This window comes from Flavobacteriales bacterium (assembly GCA_030584065.1).
Lineage (GTDB): Bacteria > Bacteroidota > Bacteroidia > Flavobacteriales_F > PHOS-HE28 > PHOS-HE28.
In genome coordinates this window covers 35380-51377 of the sequence record CP129489.1, presented here as the reverse complement: position 1 = coordinate 51377, position 15998 = coordinate 35380, and the positions used below count along the sequence as shown (strand labels likewise).

Genomic DNA, 15998 nt, shown 5'->3' with positions numbered 1-15998 from the left:
CTGCGCTGTCCATCGCTCATCGACCGGCCCATGGGAGCCGGCGCGGGCAATAGTAAGGCCGGGCGGCCGACGCAGCGGAAGAAGCGCCGGTTTACCTTGCGGCGGTGCGCCTGCTCCGCATCCTGGCCCTGATCTCGGCTGCGCTCTGCGCAGCGGGCGCCATCGCCATCGCTCTGCTCGATGACCGCTCCATCATCGCACTGGTGGCGCAGATGGCGGGCTACGGCCAGGTGGACAAGGTGGCCGGACTCCTCGGCCCCTCTCGCATCGCCCTGCTTCGCGCAGCACCCTTGGGTGCGCTGGCGCTGTCGCTATTGGTGGCCTGGAGGCCAGGCGTCGCCATGGCACCGCTGGCCTATCTGAGGTCGGCTGTGGCGCGCGGCCTGCGCATGGTGAGCGAGGCCTGGCGCGGGATGGCCGCCTGGGAGTGCGCTGCACTGCTCGTTATCGCCGTGTCGGCCACGGCCCTGCGGCTATGGCTGGCCGCCACCGAGCCGGCGCACGTGGACGAAGCCATGACGTGGCTGCTCTTCACCTCGCGCGGGCCGCTGGTGTCACTCAGCTACTACGCTGCACCGAACAACCACATCCTCCACTCCCTGCTCACGAATGCCACAGCCTGGGTGCCCGTGGCACCGCTGCTCGCCATGCGCCTGCCCACCGTGCTCGTTGCATTGGCCGCACAGGCGAGCATGCACCTGCTGCTCCGCCGCCATGCCGGACCGGCTGCGGCCCTGATCGCCGGAGCCTTGCTGATGGGCCTGTTCCCGATGGTGTACTACGGCTACCAATCACGCGGCTACATGCTCACCGTGCTGGCGGCGACGGTGGCCATGGGAGCCCTCCTCTCCGCCACCCGCACCGGCGACCGCGCCGCCTTGCGGGCCTTGGCCCTCGCCTGCGCCGCCGGGCTCTTCACCATGCCTTCGTTCCTCTACCCTACGGCGCTCTTCTACGCCTACGCGATCCTGGCCCGTCGCTCATGCAACGATCCAGGTCACCGGTGGGCGGTGGTACGTTCGGCTGTGGTGGCGGCCGCCCTTACGGGGCTGCTCCACGCTCCGGCATTGGCCATGAGCGGTGCTGCGGCCTTCACGAGCAATCCATGGGTGAGGCCGACGGGCATTGCCGATGTGATGCAGCGCTGGTGGCCGCATGTGCAATCAACCTTCGAATGGCTGACGGGCTCTCCGGCAGGCACCGCGCTAGGCATGGCCCTGGCGCTCGCTCCCTTGCTCCTCCGCGCGACGGACCGCATCGCCGCACAAGCCATCCCCTTCATGGTGCTGGGTTCCCTGCTCATCCCCTTCGTGCATGGCGTCATCCCCTTCGAGCGCACATGGACCTACCTGCTGGTGCCGCTCAGCCTGGCACTGGCCCTTTCGCTGGACCGCCTGCTCCAAGGCCGCTGGGGCCGGTCGCCATGGGCTCTTCCGATTGCTGTGGCGCTGTTCGCCTGGACCACAGCGCGGTCGGTGCGGTCCATCCCTTCCCATGAGTACATGGCCTACAGCGCAAGGGCCATGCATGAGGCCGTGAAAGGCACCGCGCCATTGCGCATCTACTGCGAATACGTGGTGATGGGCGACCACCTCGTATTCGAACTGCGCACCCGCGGTGTGGAGCATTCGATCCGCATGAATGCCGACGGCAGCGATCGGGCGGCGGTGATCCGCGGTGATGCGCCCACGGTGCTCCTGGTGCGCGCGGCGCATCCGGTGGATGACCCGGCCTATCGGGAGGTCTACAGCGACACGCTGCAGCGCGCTTACGTCAGGCGCTGATGAGCAGCCCGCGAAGGACGGCGGTCATGGCAGCCGCATCGCGGTGGCTCTTCGCGGCCTGCATACAGCGCTCGCGCACGGCGTGAGGGTCCTCTTCGCGCCAGCGCTGCAGTGCGGCCAGCACGGGACCGGCCTCCGATGGCACCAGATCCTCAACCGCCACGCCCACATCCTCCTGCTCTGCGATATGGTGGTCGTCCGACACGCCGCGCGGGATGATGATGGGCAGCCCGGCCGCCCAATAATGCGCCGTCTTCACCGGTGTGCGGAACACCTGCGAGGGCGTGGGCGGAATGGCCACGATGCCCGCATCGGCAGCGGAGAGGTGACGATGGAGTTCCTCGGCGGGCACCGGTCCTGACAAGGCCATCCGGTCGGCGAGCGCGGCATGGAGCGGGTGTCGCCGGATGGCATCCGCATCGGCGGGGTGCGTGATGATGCGGAAAGCGAGCCGCTGATCGCGGTCAGCCAAGGCCGCGATGAAGCGCATGAAGGCATCCGTGCCATGGTAGATGCCGCCGAACTTCCCCACGTAGAGCAGCACCTGGCGGTCGGCGAAACCCAGATCGGCGCGTATGGACGCACGGGCATCGGCATCGAACGCAGCCTTGGCGGTATCGATGGAGATGCCTTGGAGCCGAACCTCGCCGCGCGGACGATGACGCAGCACCAGATCGCGCACGGCCGTTGTCGGCACCACCAGCGCATCGCTCCAGCGCATCAACTGGCGCTCGGTCCAGCCGACGAGCAGCGCCTTCATGGAACGCAGGCCCCAGATACCGAGGTCGCGCATGTACCGGCTGTGCGGCTCGAAGCAGACCACCATGCAGCGCCCCAGCCCCAGCAGCGAGGCCGCCATCGCATACGCGCCGCCGAAGGAAAGGTAGCCCACCATCCAGCTGCGGCCGTGCCGGCGCACGAAGCCCGCAGCTCCGGCGATCATGCGCAGCAGGTTCCCCGCACGCTGGCTCCATTGCCTGCCCCGCACATCGTAGCGCAACGGCACCCAATCGATGCGTGCGCCAGCGAGGGCGGATTCGGCCCATGCGGGCACTGCCGCCCCGGGCGGTTCCTCGGTGAACAGGAGCACACGGCCGAAGGCGCCCTCATGCTGGAGCCGGAGGAGATACTCCAGCATGAGCGGCGCCACCAGCGGATCGCCCAGCCCATGAGTGCAGAACACCACCAGCCCAGGGGCCGAGGGGACCCGGGACCGCCCGTGGGAATCATGTTGCTGCTCGGCTCCGCTCATGCATGGTGCGACCTGCGCCTGGGCGCTGCCGGTCCAAAGGTGGCAAGAGTACCCGGCCCCGTGAACCACCCGCGTTCGCCACCTTCGCATCGCACGCATGCAACCGCCCGATCGACCCCGCACGCCCATCACTGCGCTCTCGGCCCTGCGCTGGTACCTCGTGAATACCGGGTGGTGGATGCGGAACGGCGGCTGGCGGCAGCAGGGAGGCCACCCCATAGCCTTCATCGACCTGCGGCGCAACCCCTGGCACCGCTACCTGCACATCCTCATCATCTTCCTGCGGATGCAGGGCTACGCGATCCGGATCCGGCACCGATGGGGCTTCCTGGCCACTTGGGGCTCGTTCGACCTGTTCAGGCGCAGCGGCAGCGGTCTTCAGCTCACGCTCTCCGACCATGCGGGGGCCGCAGACCTCTTCCTCACGGACGACCCCGACCGGACCGGCGGAGCGACCGTGCTCGATGCGGACTACTTCGGCTGGCCGGGACGGGCCATGGATGGCTACGCCGTTCCCATGCCGATGGCGGACACCGTATACCTGCAGGGCCTGCACAAGCGTGCGCTCCCCGATGCGCGGTTGCCGCGCGAGCACGCCATCTTCTTCTTCGGCAATATGGATCGCGGCTCCTACGGGCGCCCGGAGCCCTCGGCCGTGTTCGGCTGCCTGAGCCGGATGGCGGCGCTGGACCTGCTCCGTTCCCGCGTGCCGGAGCGCGTGCGCGACTGCCGCGACCTGGATGAGGCGCAGGTGACCGATGGCCGCGACATCCTGCTCCTGGACCGCGCCAAGCGCTACATCGCACCGGCCGACCTGCCCGACGTGCTGCGGCGGTTCGACTTCTTCCTTGGGCTATCCGGCGTGGTGATGCCGCTCTGCCACAACCTCACCGAGGCGATGTTCGCCGGCTGCATCCCGATCCTGCAGCATCCGCACCTGCTGCAGCCGGCGCTCCGCGACGGGGAGGAGTGCATCGCCTTCGCCGATGCCGAAGGCCTCATCACGGCGCTCGAGCGAGCCCGGAGCCTGACGGAGGAGGAACGGATCAGGATGCGCAGCGCCGTGCTGCGCTACTACGCCGAGCATCTTGCCCCGGAGGCGGTGGTGTCCAGGTTGACCGCCCAGCGCGGCGGACGGGCGCGCCTGAACGGCGAACAGGCCAGCACTGCAATCCTGAGGGCGCGCCTTCAGCAGGCCGGCATCACCGGGGCAATGCCCAGGCCGCAGCGCTAGGCCAGGGCCGGCTTGGCCATCGCCTTCGGATCCCCCCGCACGAAATCCCCGAGGTCGAACCGCCGGTTGGCCCGGCGCGCCGCCACGCGCTTGGCGTTGAGGTACGTGATGATGTACATGCCCGCAACCATAAAGGGCACCAAGGGTATCTTGAACCGTACCAGCGCACCGAAGTTCGGCGTGGAGATACCCAGGCTGAAGGCGAAGAGGACGGTGAAGAGGAAGCACATCATCACCAGTGGATTCCGGTAGATGAGCCGCAGGAAGAAGAGCACGTGCGTCCTCCACAGGATGAGCAGGAAGAAGCCCAGGAGCCAGAGGTTCTCCAGACCGCTGAGCGCCACCACCACCGACCGCGACTCCCAGATGTAGGGCCTGAAGAGGGCTGCATTGGTGGCCACAGGGAACTTGCTCAGGAGATTGGGCAGTGTGCCATCAAGCGGACCGATGTCGAAGTAATTGCCGCCGTATACATCGGCGCGCTTCATGTCCCCTTGGATCACCATGGCCGTGGTGAGCGCGCGGTCGAGTGAGAACTTGTCCAGCCGGTCGCCCAGCTTGGTGAGCGCATAGAAGGAGCCGCCGAGCATCATCGAGACCACCACGGGGAGCGCCAGGAACTTGATGAAGCCGCTGCGGATGCGCGCCACACGGTAGTAGAGGATCCAGGCCACGGTCACCGGGAAGATGGTCATGAAGATGTAGGGCTTCATCACCACCAGCACCACCGCGCTCGCCGCTGCACCGAAGAGGTTGGCGATGGGGCTGCGCCGCTTGAAGTAGAACTCGTCCACGCAATGCACCCACCAGCAGGTAGCCGACATGGTGAAGGTGTCCTTCATGATCCCTGAGCCCCAGAACACAACCGACGGCATGTAGAGGAAGGCGATCGCCAGCTTGTCCTGCAGGGCCGGATAATAGGAGACGAACGTGCGGTAGCAGCGCCAGATGCCGAAGTAGCTGAGGCTGGACAGCACCAGCGTGGTGATGAGATAGCTGTTGAACGTGGCCAGCGCCAGCGGGCTGATGAGGCGAATCACGAAATACGACCGGCTGTCGAAGTACATGTAGGCGAAGGGATACCCGATGCGGTCGTTGAACCGCATGAGGTTCTCCTCGGAGTTGGGGCCGGTCACCACATCGAGGTAGGTGAGCAGGTCCCACTTCGCCATGTTGCTCAGCGCAACAGACGAGTAGAAGTACATGATGGTGTCGCCGCCCTTGTAGTAGTAGAAGTAAATGAGGCTGAAGGCCACCCCGCCGACCATCTTGGCCGAGAGCCCCCAGATCATGTGCTTGTACTCCGGATGCTTCTTGATCGAGACGTTCTTGAGCCGGGCGAAATAGATGTACAGGAAGGTGACGTACACCGTGCCGAGGGCCCATTCCCAAGCCTCGATGTCCACCTCGCCTTGCCCGAACACCCACAGGAGGGTCATGCGCCAAAGTTCGTCGTTCCGCGCCGCGGTCCACCGCCGGGGTCGGCGGGCGCGCGCTAGATTCACCGCCCATGCCCCAGCCTGGTCCACGCCCGTGCCCGCTCTGCGGCTCCCTCAGGAAGCGACCGATCGCCGCCTATGCACGGCATCACCTGGCCCGGTGCACGGGCTGCGGGCTGGTGCACACGGCGTTGGTGCCCACCACGGATGAACTGCAATCCTATTACGGCGGCTATCCGGTGCACGCGGAGGTGTCGCCCATCACCCTCAAGCGCTACGATGAGCTGCTCGACCGCTTCGAGGGCTGGCGCACCACGGGCCGCATCCTGGATGTGGGATGCGGGGCCGGGCACTTCCTGCAACGTGCCGCGCTCCGGGGCTGGACGGCGCACGGCACGGAATACGGGGGGCAGGCGCTGGCGGCGAGCCGGGCCAAGGGCATTGCGGTGATCGAGGGGCCGCTGGACCCGTCGAACTACCCAACGGGCCACTTCGATGTGGTGTGTTCCTTCGAGGTAATCGAGCACGTGCCGCATCCGGCCGAAGAGCTGGAGCGCATGGTCAGCGTTCTGCGGCCCGGCGGCCTGCTGTACCTAACTACGCCCAATTTCCGGTGCACCGGGCGGTGGCTTTCGGGCCCCGATTGGTCGGTGGTGAACTACCCGGAGCACCTCAACTACTTCACCCCCGCCACCTTCAAGGCCCTGGCCCGCCGCCAAGGGCTGCGCACCGCTTGGCTGCGCACCACCGGCATGGACCTTGCGCGCATCCGCACCAAGGCGGGCATGGACCGAACCGCACGCAGTCAGGTGAGGGCCGGGCAGGAGGAGTTCCGCGAGCGGCTCGAAGGGAGCCCCGCGCTCAATGCCGCCAAGCGTATGCTGAACGGCCTGCTCACGCTGCTGGGCATCGGCGACCACATGAAGGCCGGCTTCGTGAAGCGCCCCTAGTGGTGATAGGGCAGTCGGTTGAGGATGGTGAAGGCGCGGTAGAGCTGTTCGGCGAAAAGCACCCGCACCAGCTGGTGCGGGAAGGTCAGGGGCGACAGCGATAGGACGAGGTCGGCACGCCCGCGCACCGCTTCCGAGAGTCCGTAGGCCCCGCCCACCACGAAGGCCACCTGCCGGATGCCTTGGTCGCGCATGGCGCCCAAGCGGGCCGCCAAGGCGGGGCTCGTGAGCAAGGCGCCCCGCTCATCCAGCGCCACCAGACGCTCTCCGGGGCGCAGGGCCGCCAGGATGCGCTCCCCCTCCGTGCGCTGCCGATGCGCCGCCTCCCCTTGGCCCGTCTCCGCAATCACCGCAACCTCCACTTCGGCCATGCGCGCAATGCGGTCCAGGTAGTGCTGCAGCCCCTCGGCCACGTATCCGCGCTCGGTGCGGCCAACCAGCAAGAGCCTGATCCTCACTCGGATGGTAGATGTTGGTAACTCCAGCGGCCATCGCTCCTGGGGTGGCCCGGTATTTGCCAAATTTCGGCACCAAGTCACATACTGCGATGAAACATCTCCTGTTCGCGCTGCTTGCCGTCCTTCCGTTCCTGGCCTCCCAAGCCCAGGATGCGGAGAAGGACCGCGTCGTGGACGCCATGAAGATGGGGGACTCCAAGGAGCTCGCTGCGCTGTTCATCGCCAATGTGGACCTCACCGTGAAGGAGACCTCCGACGTTTACAGCAAGGCTCAGGCCGAGCAGATCCTCAGACGGTTCTTCAACGAGAATCCGCCGATCGACCTGGTGATCGAGCACAGCGGGGTGAGCAAATCGGGCGACAAGTACTTCATCGGCATCCTGCGCACCCGGAACGGCTATTTCCGGACCACCTTCTTCCTCAAGCGGGGCGAGGCCGGATTCCAAGTGAAGCAGCTGCGCATCGAGAACAGCAAGAACGACTTCTGAGCGTGCTGCCACACGGGACGGACGACCTCATCGCCAAGGCCCTAGCGGAGGACCTCGGCGACGGTGACCATACGACCCTGGCCACCATACCGACCGAGGCCAGTGGCGGCGCCCGCCTGCTGGTGAAGGAGGCTGGCGTGCTGGCGGGCGTGGAAATCGCCGCCGCGGTGGCCAAGCAGGTGGACCCCGCGCTGCACCTGCGCCCTTACCTCATGGATGGCGCCGCCATCGCGCCTGGCGATGTGGCGTTCAACCTGCTGGGGCCCGAACGCTCCATCCTGCAGGCGGAACGGCTACTGCTCAACTTCATGCAGCGGATGAGCGGCATCGCCACGCTCACCCGCCGCTACGTGGAGGCCATCGACGGCACGGGGTGCCGTGTGCTCGACACCCGCAAGACCACGCCCGGGCTGCGCGCCATCGAGAAGTGGGCCGTGCGCATCGGCGGCGGCCACAACCACCGCCATGGCCTCTACGACATGGTGCTGATCAAGGACAATCACATCGACTTCTGCGGCGGCATCCCGCAGGCGATCAACGCCGTGCAGGACTACCTGGAGCGCAAGGGCCTTGACCTGCGCGTGGAAGTGGAGGTGCGCGACCTCGCCGAGCTGGAGCAGGTGCTTGTGCACGATAGGGTGCACCGCGTGATGCTCGACAACTTCACGCCCTACCTGCTCAGCAAGGCCGTGCAGCTCATCAGCGGACGATTCGAGACGGAAGCCTCCGGCGGCATCACGCTGGAGACGGCGCGCGACTATGCCGCCACGGGGGTCGATTTCATCTCCGTGGGCGCGCTCACACACAGCGCACGCAGCCTCGACCTGAGCCTGAAAGCCCTCTGAGCCATGGTGCGGCGCACGCTGCGGAAGACCCTCTTCTCCCAGCCCGTGCGCCGCGCCATCGCGTGGGCCCGACGCATCAAGCCGCCCGGCTTCGAGGGCTTCGACCTCTACCAGATCGGCCGCTTCTTCTTCAATGCCCTTGCCGAAGGGCACATCGTCACCCGTGCCTCAGCCATCGCCTTCAAGCTCTTCACGGCTTTCTTCCCGGGCGTGATCGTGCTCCTCACCCTGATTCCCTATGTGCCCATCGCCGACTTCCAGGACCGCCTGCTCGGCATCTTCCGCGACATGATGCCGGCCGAGGTCTTCCGCTTCATCGAAGGCACCCTGCACGACCTGGTGGTGCGCAAGCACGGCACCCTCCTCTCGGTGAGCTTCGCGGTGGGCCTCTACCTGGCCAGCAACAGCATCGATGCTATCCTCGCCGGCTTCAGCGAGAGCCGGAACCTGCACATGTGGCACAGCGCGATCAAGCAGCGGCTGCTCAGCCTGGGCCTGCTCGCGGCACTCACGCTGCTCACCGTCATCGCCATCCCCGTGCTCACCTTCGGCGGCATCGTCACCGATCAGCTGAACACCATCGGCTTCTTCACCAGCGCCCTGCAGGTATGGGCGCTCTTCGGGCTCAAATGGCTGGTCTCCATCCTGGTGGTGGTCACCTCCGTTTCGCTGCTCTACAATGCCGGCGACCCCACGGCTAAGCGCTTCAAGCTCCTCTCCCCGGGAGTCATCCTGGCCGTCACGCTCATCCTGCTCATCTCGCAGGCGCTGGCCTTCATGTTCAGCAACATCACGAACTACAACGCGCTCTACGGGTCAATCGGCGCGATCCTCGCCGTGCAGCTGTGGATCTACTTCAACATGATCGCGGTGCTCGTTGGATACGAACTCAACACCAGCATCACGCGTGCGCGCCACCAGCACAGCAAGCGGCTGGAGGTGCGGGAGCACGCTGCTTCCTGAGCGAACGGATACCTTCGGCGAGCCTCGCCCCTGCCTGACCATGCGCCGGACCCTCACCCTGCTGGCCCTCCTCATCGCCGCTGCGGCCGCGGCACAGCGCTTCGACGACCGCCGTCCGCCAAACACCTACCGCAACGCGGACAACCCCCACTACTGGAAGAACCGCCCGCCGCACGAGGGATACTGGCAGCAGGACGTGCACTACATCATCGATGCGCAGCTCGACGATCAGCAGGATGCCCTCACCGGAAGGCTCACGCTGCACTATTGGAACAACTCGCCGGACACCCTGCGTCATGTGTTCTTCCACCTCTATCAGGAGGCCTACGTGAAGGGCTCGCACCTGGAGGAGAAGATGGGCGCCGAGGGCTGGGACATGCGACGGTACAAGGACCTGCCTTATACCGGCACGCGCGTCGACGCCTTCACCGCCGAAGGCGACACCCTGCGCACCGAACAGGACAACACCGTGCTGAAGGCCTGGCTGCCCGCTCCCCTGCCGCCCGGCGAGCGCATCACCTTCCGCATCGCCTTCACCACGCACTGGGCCATGGGACTGGACCGGCGCATGAAGCTCTTCGACGCTTGGGGCTGGAAGCACTACGACGGTGTGCACTGGTACCCGCGTATCGCGGTCTACGACCGCCGATTCGGCTGGGACACGCAGCAGCACCTGGGCAACGAGTTCTATGGCGACTATGGCACCTTCGATGTGACGCTGGACCTGCCGCATCACTATGTGGTGGACGCCACGGGCGTGCTGCAGAACCCGCAGGAATGCATGCCCGCCGAGCTTCGCCAGCGGCTCGACCTGCGCAACTTCAAGGACAAGCCCTGGAACGAACGGCCCTCGGTGGTCATCGAGCCGGTACCCGGCAAGCGCAAGACCTGGCGCTTCCACAGCGAGAATACGCACGACTTCGCCTTCACCGCCGACCCCACCTACCGCATCGGCGAGGCCGAATGGAACGGCGTGCGGTGCATCGCACTGGCCCAGGAGCCGCATGCCAGCGGGTGGCAGAATGCCGCAGCATACTGTGCCAGCACCATCGCGGCGCTCAGCGCCTCCATCGGCCCCTACATCCATCCCAAGATGATCGTGGCCGACGCCCGCGACGGCATGGAATACCCCATGCTCACGCTCGATGGCGGGCGCGACCCCTGGTACCGCAGCCTCTTCGTGCACGAGATCGGGCACAACTGGTTCTACGGCATGGTGGGCAACAACGAGACCTACCGCGCCTTCCTCGACGAGGGCTTCACCCAGTTCCTCACCGCATGGGGCCTTGAGCTGATCGACGGCGACACGCTGGTGGCCGATACGCCGCGCACGCGCTACGAGCGCCGCTACACGCTCCCCGAACTCGCGCGCGAGAGCGAGGTGTACGGGGGATACATGCGCGATGCCGTCCGCCTGCGCGTGCCGCCCATCAATGTGCACAGCGACGATTTCGAGGAGTGGGAGGCGCGCGGCTACGGGGGCTATGGGCATGTCTACGGAAAGACCGCCGTGATGCTCTATAACCTGCAGTATGTGCTCGGCGACTCGCTCTTCCAGCACGCCCTGCGCGGCTATTTCGACCAGTGGAGGCTGTGCCATCCCTATCCGGAGGACATGCGCCAGAGCTTCATCGACCACTCCGGCGCCGACCTCAACTGGTTCTTCGACCAATGGATCGAGACCGACAGGACCATCGACTATGCCGTGAAGCGCGTCACCGGGCGCCACAAGGACGGCGGTCAGACCATCCGCATCCGGCGCCAGGGCAGCATGCAGATGCCCATCGACCTGCGCGTGACCGCCAAGGACGGCCGCACCTACGACTTCCACATCCCCAACACCTGGTTCGTGAAGCGCACGCCCGCTGACGTACTGCCGCGCTGGACCGGATTCGGGACCCTGCATCGCGACTACCTGGCACGGGTGGACATCCCCACCGGGATCGCGCAGGTGAGCATCGACACCTCGCATCGGCTGGCCGACCGCTACGCCCTCAACGACCATCTGGTGCCTCCCGTGGAGGTCACCTTCGACCATCACCTGTGGAATGCCCCTGACCGTCGCACCTACGAGGCCTTCGTGCGGCCCGACCTCTGGTGGAACGGCTACGACGGCGTGAAGGCCGGCTTCCACGCGCACGGCGGGTACCTGCGGCACAAGCATCGCTTCCACCTCAGCGCATGGGTGAACACCGGCATGGCCCAGCACCTTCCGCCCAGCAATCGCGCCGTGGCGGTGGACAGCATTCCCGGCAACACGGACACCGGGTTCGACAGGCTCTCCTTCAACTTCCGTTACACCAACGGCACCGACCACGTGCTGCGCGGCTCCTCGGTCTTCGTGCATGCCCGCTCGCTCGATGGGCTCAAGCGCTTCGGCGGCGGTTTCCGCTGGGCATTGCCCAATGGCCGCACCGAGGCCCAGGCGGAAGCCCTCTACTTCTGGCGCGCTGACAGCACGGACCTCACCTACCTCCTGCATCCGCAGGAATGGGAGCTGAACGCCCTGAACGCCTCGGTGAACCTGAGCCTCAGCCACCGCTACCGGAAAGGCGGCACCCAGGGCCGCATCACCCTGGAGGCGCGCAACAGCGCAGTGGGCGCGGCTCAAGGCTACGGCTGGCTGCGGCTCACCGCCATCAACAGCAATCGCCGCGGGCCCTTGGAGCTGCGGACGCGCCTGCTGGCGCAATACGGCTCTGGCGCCACGCCACGCGAGAGCGCCCTGTACCTGGCCGGCGCTTCGCCAGAGGAGATGATGGAGAGCAAGTACATGCGCAGCGCCGGCTTCGTGCCCTATGACTGGACGGGCTATGGCGCCGCCACGCAGCCGCTGCATTTCGGCGGCGGCCTAGGGTTGCGCGGCTATGCAGGCTACTTGGCGCCCGAGACCGACGCCCATGGCAACCAGGTGCTCACCTACAGCGGCAGCACCGGCATCGGCGGCAGCGCCGAGCTCGACCTCGACGGCCTGGTCCGCTTCAAGCCCGGCAAACTGGCCCGCTACCTCCACCTCGATGCCTACCTATTCGGCGATGCCGGCATGATGGCCTACAGGCGCATCGATGCCGACGGCACCCTGCTCGCCTTCGCCGAGCCGCGCGCCGACGCCGGCGTGGGAGCGGCGCTCACCATCCGCAGATGGGGACCGCTGCACGACATCAAGCCGCTGACCATCCGGTTCGACCTGCCGCTCTTCCTCTCCGCGCTTCCCGCCGGTGAGGCAGAGCACTTCGCCTTCCGCTACCTCGTGGCCATCGGCCGTAGCTTCTGAGCGCTCAATCCGCCAGTCCGGCCACCTGCTCCACCAGGCGCAGGAGCGCCTGACGCACAGCGGGCGGATAGCGCTCCATGATCCGTGCGCGCGCCGCCTGCGACCGCCGCTCCCCATCGGCCTGCAGCGCCGCACGCACCGTCCGCTCCAGCTCATCGGCATCGCGCCGCTCGAGGTAGAATCCCGCATCGCCGGCGATGTCGGGCAGCGCCGCCACCCGGCTCACGATGGGAACGCAGCCGCAGAGCATGGCCTCGCACGGCGCGCTGGGGAAGCCCTCCCAGATGCTCAGCTGCAGGTAGAAGGCATGACGCGCATACACGGCCGGGAGCTCCTCGTACGGCACGAAGCCCACCAGCTCCACGTTGGGCGGGACACGCGCATAGCGCATGGCCGGGGTGTTGCCCACCACCGTGAAGCGGCAGTCGGGCAGGCGGTCGGCGAGCGCGAAGAGCAGGTCGATCCCCTTGCGCTCGAAGTTGGATGCGTTCATCTGCGCGACCGTGAGGAAGCTGCGCGGCGCAGGCCTCCCCGCCGGCTTGAAACGATCCGCATCGTAGCCGTAGGGGATCACCGTGCAGGGCACGGCATTCCCGGGGTCGAAGGCCTTGTAGCCCTGCAGGAGCGGATCGCCCGGCGCCTGGGAATACCGCTGCTCGGAAAGCACGAGGTTCTGGCTGCAGGGCACCAGGTGAGACGCATGGCGCAGCGACCAGCGGGTGATGGCGCCCATGGGGAACCGATGGTGCGCCCCGTACCGGAACGAGGGGAAGGATGCGCAATCGAAGCCGCCCAGCACCACCACGGCCGGAACGCGCAGCAGCCGCCCGAACAGCACCGGAAGCGCCGCATGGAATCCGCCGAACTGGGTGACGGACACTGCGGCACCGGGCAGATGCCTGAGCAGGAAGGCCAGCTGGCGCAGCAGCTCCCAGGGCGTGTGCGCCTTGCTGCGCGGGGCGAACACGAAGGGCACCACGCGGAAGCGCGCAGCAAGCAGCGCCATGTCGTTCCGCGCGAACGAGGCCATGATCGTCGTGCAATAGACCAGCTTCGGCTTCCCTGGCATGTCGTCCGCAGCGAAGCTAGGCGGGCAAGCCCCATGCGGCTATTTTCGGCGCCGCTCCCGCTCCCATGGCCGCACTGATCAAGGACCTCATCGGCAAACCGGTGTATCGCGGGCTCAACGCCCTGCTCGGCAGGGTGCGGGCCGCACAGAGCCGGGCCATCCCGAAGGTGGAGCTGCAGCCGCGGCACATCGCCCGCCTGCGCGTAGTGACCGACCGCGATGCCTTCCTCGAGGCCCTGCCCAAGGGCGGGGTGGTGGCCGAGGCCGGCGTGGACCATGGCGATTTCTCGGCGCGCATCCTGGCCATCAGCCGCCCGCAGCGGCTGCACCTCATCGACATGTGGGGCAGCAAGCGCTACCACGGCGGCCTGCAGCAGCATGTGCGCGACCGCTTCGCCAAGGAGATCGCCACCGGGCAGGTGCGGATCGACCTGGGGCTGAGCACCGAGGTGCTGAAGTCCTATCCCGACGGCCTCTTCGACTGGATCTACATCGACACCGACCACGGCTATCGTGTCACGGCCGCCGAGCTGGAGATCGCACGCACCAAGGTGAAGCCGGGCGGAATCATCGCCGGGCACGACTACATCACCGGCAACTGGGACGGCGGTGTGCGCTACGGGGTGGTGGAAGCGGTGCATGAGTTCTGCGTGAAGCACGATTGGGAGCTGGTCCTGCTCACCCATGAGACGGACCGGCACCTGAGCTTCGCGATACGCGCCCTATGATTGCGGGGTGCCCGCAAAGCGGTCGCGGAACCGGGCCAGCAGCTCCACCAGTTCGCGCGTGAGGCCCAGGACGTGGGCCGCCGGCCAGAAGAGGGCCGCCGCCAGCAGCGCGCGCAGCGGCAGGTCGACCCAGGGATTCATCGTGAGCGGAACCCAGGGCAGCGCCAAGGACAGCAGCGCAATCAGCGCCATCACCAGCGCGGAGCGACGGTCGAAGGGCCATAGCCCGTACTTCCACCACAGGAACCAGGTGCGGTAGGCGTTCACCGCCAGCAGCGAGATGAAGGTGGCCCATGCCGCTCCCGCCAGCCCCATGGAGCGGATCAGGAAGAAGTTGGCCACCAGATTGATGGCCACCATCGCCAGCGAGCTGAAGGCATCGAGTCGGTAGCTCCGCGACATGCTGATGATGGCCGGGCTCAGGCCGATGCTGCTGTTGAGCAGGTAGGCCAGGCCGATGATGAAGGCCACGATGGCCGCTCCCGAATAGGCCGGCGGCAGCAGCCCGAATAGGTCCTCCATGCCGGTGAACATGAGCACGAAGAGGAAGCCGCTGAAGAGCAGCTGGGCGAAGGCGCTCCGACGGTAGAGGTCGCCCACCAGCCCCCGGTCGTTGCGCTTCCAGGCCTCGGCCAGCAGGGGTGCAGCGGCCTGTTGCAGCGCGCGACCCGGTGCGGCGATGACGCTGCCGAAATAGAAGGCAACCGCGTAGTGCGCCACATAGGTGAGGGACTGCTCGCCGAGCATGGCACCGATCATGAGCTGGTCCATGTTGCCGAGGATGATGCCCGCCACACTGGCCGAGAAGGTGAAGGCGGTGTAGGCGATTAGGCTGCGGCGCAGGCGGCCGGGCATCCAGCGGTGCGCCCAGCCCAGGCGCAGCTCACCTGCGCGCCACAGGTCGGCCACGAGCGCCAGGGTGCAGGCCAGGAACACGGCGGCGTAGAGCGCCATGAAGAGGCTGAAGGGCAGGTGGAGCCAGGCCTGCAAGGCGATGAGCGCGGTCTGGAGCGCGCGCATCACGAACTCGCGGATGAAGGTGGGCTGCACGGTGCGCCGGAGCGAACGGCTGTAGCTGCGCAACAGGATGAAATACACCTCCGCCAGGACGATGGGCAGCAGCAGAAGCCCATAGGTGCCGTAGAGCGCGTTGCGATCGGCGAACACCCGGGTGAAGGCGCCGTGGAAGCCCCAGAGCACAAGGATGGCGATGAGCGACACCACGAGGCCGAAGAGCAGCAGCATGCCCAGCAGCCCGCGGTGCCCGCGCGCCGGATCGCGGAAGTAGGGGAAGTAGCGGATCACCGTGTTCTCCGCGCCCAGCTGCGCCACCTGCGCGGCGATGGTGGCGATGGAGACCAGCAGGCGCGTGAGCCCGAACTCATCGGCAGCCAGCACCCGCGGATAGAGCAGCACCACATTGACGAAGCCAAGGCCGATGCCGAGGTAGGCGAGCAGGGTGTTTAGGGTGGCCTGGCGGGCGATGATCCCCATGGTGACGGGCGAAAGTAGGC

Annotated in this window: 13 protein-coding genes; 8 read left to right on the top strand and 5 right to left on the bottom strand. The window is 66.8% G+C overall.

The features are described 5' to 3' along the window. The first annotated feature begins 104 nt into the window (after positions 1-104). A complete protein-coding gene (locus QY325_00200) occupies positions 105-1784 on the top strand; it encodes a hypothetical protein (GenBank protein WKZ66359.1) in 1680 nt (559 codons plus the stop codon). Here QY325_00200 and QY325_00195 read toward each other — a convergent pair. Beyond that, positions 1774-2922, bottom strand: a complete 1149-nt coding sequence (locus QY325_00195) for a glycosyltransferase (GenBank protein WKZ66358.1) — start codon at positions 2920-2922, stop codon at positions 1774-1776. The genes QY325_00200 and QY325_00195 overlap by 11 nt on opposite strands. Positions 2923-3133: 211 nt before the next feature. Between QY325_00195 and QY325_00190 the strand changes: the two genes are divergently transcribed. Continuing rightward, complete coding sequence (locus QY325_00190; protein WKZ66357.1) at positions 3134-4270, top strand: hypothetical protein; 1137 nt, start codon at positions 3134-3136, stop codon at positions 4268-4270. Here QY325_00190 and QY325_00185 read toward each other — a convergent pair. Further along, on the bottom strand, positions 4267-5709 hold the full coding sequence (locus QY325_00185) for a hypothetical protein (protein WKZ66356.1): 1443 nt from the start codon (positions 5707-5709) through the stop codon (positions 4267-4269). The genes QY325_00190 and QY325_00185 overlap by 4 nt on opposite strands. A gap of 71 nt (positions 5710-5780) precedes the next feature. Between QY325_00185 and QY325_00180 the strand changes: the two genes are divergently transcribed. Next, a complete protein-coding gene (locus tag QY325_00180; GenBank protein ID WKZ66355.1) occupies positions 5781-6659 on the top strand; it encodes a class I SAM-dependent methyltransferase in 879 nt (292 codons plus the stop codon). On the opposite strand, the gene QY325_00175 is transcribed toward QY325_00180, so the two are convergent. Continuing rightward, on the bottom strand, positions 6656-7117 hold the full coding sequence (locus tag QY325_00175; protein WKZ66354.1) for a 23S rRNA (pseudouridine(1915)-N(3))-methyltransferase RlmH: 462 nt from the start codon (positions 7115-7117) through the stop codon (positions 6656-6658). The two genes, QY325_00180 and QY325_00175, sit on opposite strands and share 4 nt — an antisense overlap. 89 nt (positions 7118-7206) lie before the next feature. On the opposite strand from QY325_00175, the gene QY325_00170 reads away from it, so the two are divergent. The 4 genes from QY325_00170 to QY325_00155 are packed head-to-tail and all read left to right on the top strand — an operon-like array spanning position 7207 to position 12687. After that, complete coding sequence (locus QY325_00170; GenBank protein WKZ66353.1) at positions 7207-7605, top strand: DUF4783 domain-containing protein; 399 nt, start codon at positions 7207-7209, stop codon at positions 7603-7605. 2 nt (positions 7606-7607) lie between these two features. Beyond that, the gene (gene nadC, locus QY325_00165) at positions 7608-8450 is read left to right on the top strand and encodes a carboxylating nicotinate-nucleotide diphosphorylase (GenBank protein WKZ66352.1); all 843 of its coding nucleotides are present in this window, start codon (positions 7608-7610) and stop codon (positions 8448-8450) included. Positions 8451-8453: 3 nt separating this feature from the next. Beyond that, positions 8454-9413 carry a YihY/virulence factor BrkB family protein gene (locus QY325_00160; protein ID WKZ66351.1) on the top strand — a complete coding sequence of 320 codons (960 nt, stop codon included), beginning with the start codon at positions 8454-8456 and terminating at the stop codon, positions 9411-9413. A 40-nt stretch (positions 9414-9453) separates the two neighbouring features. Continuing rightward, positions 9454-12687 carry a M1 family metallopeptidase gene (locus QY325_00155; protein ID WKZ66350.1) on the top strand — a complete coding sequence of 1078 codons (3234 nt, stop codon included), beginning with the start codon at positions 9454-9456 and terminating at the stop codon, positions 12685-12687. A gap of 4 nt (positions 12688-12691) precedes the next feature. Here QY325_00155 and QY325_00150 read toward each other — a convergent pair whose 3' ends face one another. Continuing rightward, entirely contained in the window at positions 12692-13756 is a 1065-nt protein-coding gene (locus QY325_00150; GenBank protein WKZ66349.1) for a glycosyltransferase family 4 protein, read from the bottom strand. Positions 13757-13821: 65 nt separating this feature from the next. On the opposite strand from QY325_00150, the gene QY325_00145 reads away from it, so the two are divergent. Then, on the top strand, positions 13822-14484 hold the full coding sequence (locus QY325_00145) for a class I SAM-dependent methyltransferase (protein ID WKZ66348.1): 663 nt from the start codon (positions 13822-13824) through the stop codon (positions 14482-14484). Here the strand turns inward: QY325_00145 and QY325_00140 are convergent. Further along, the gene (locus tag QY325_00140; protein ID WKZ66347.1) at positions 14479-15978 is read right to left on the bottom strand and encodes an oligosaccharide flippase family protein; all 1500 of its coding nucleotides are present in this window, start codon (positions 15976-15978) and stop codon (positions 14479-14481) included. The two genes, QY325_00145 and QY325_00140, sit on opposite strands and share 6 nt — an antisense overlap. Positions 15979-15998: the final 20 nt, after the last annotated feature.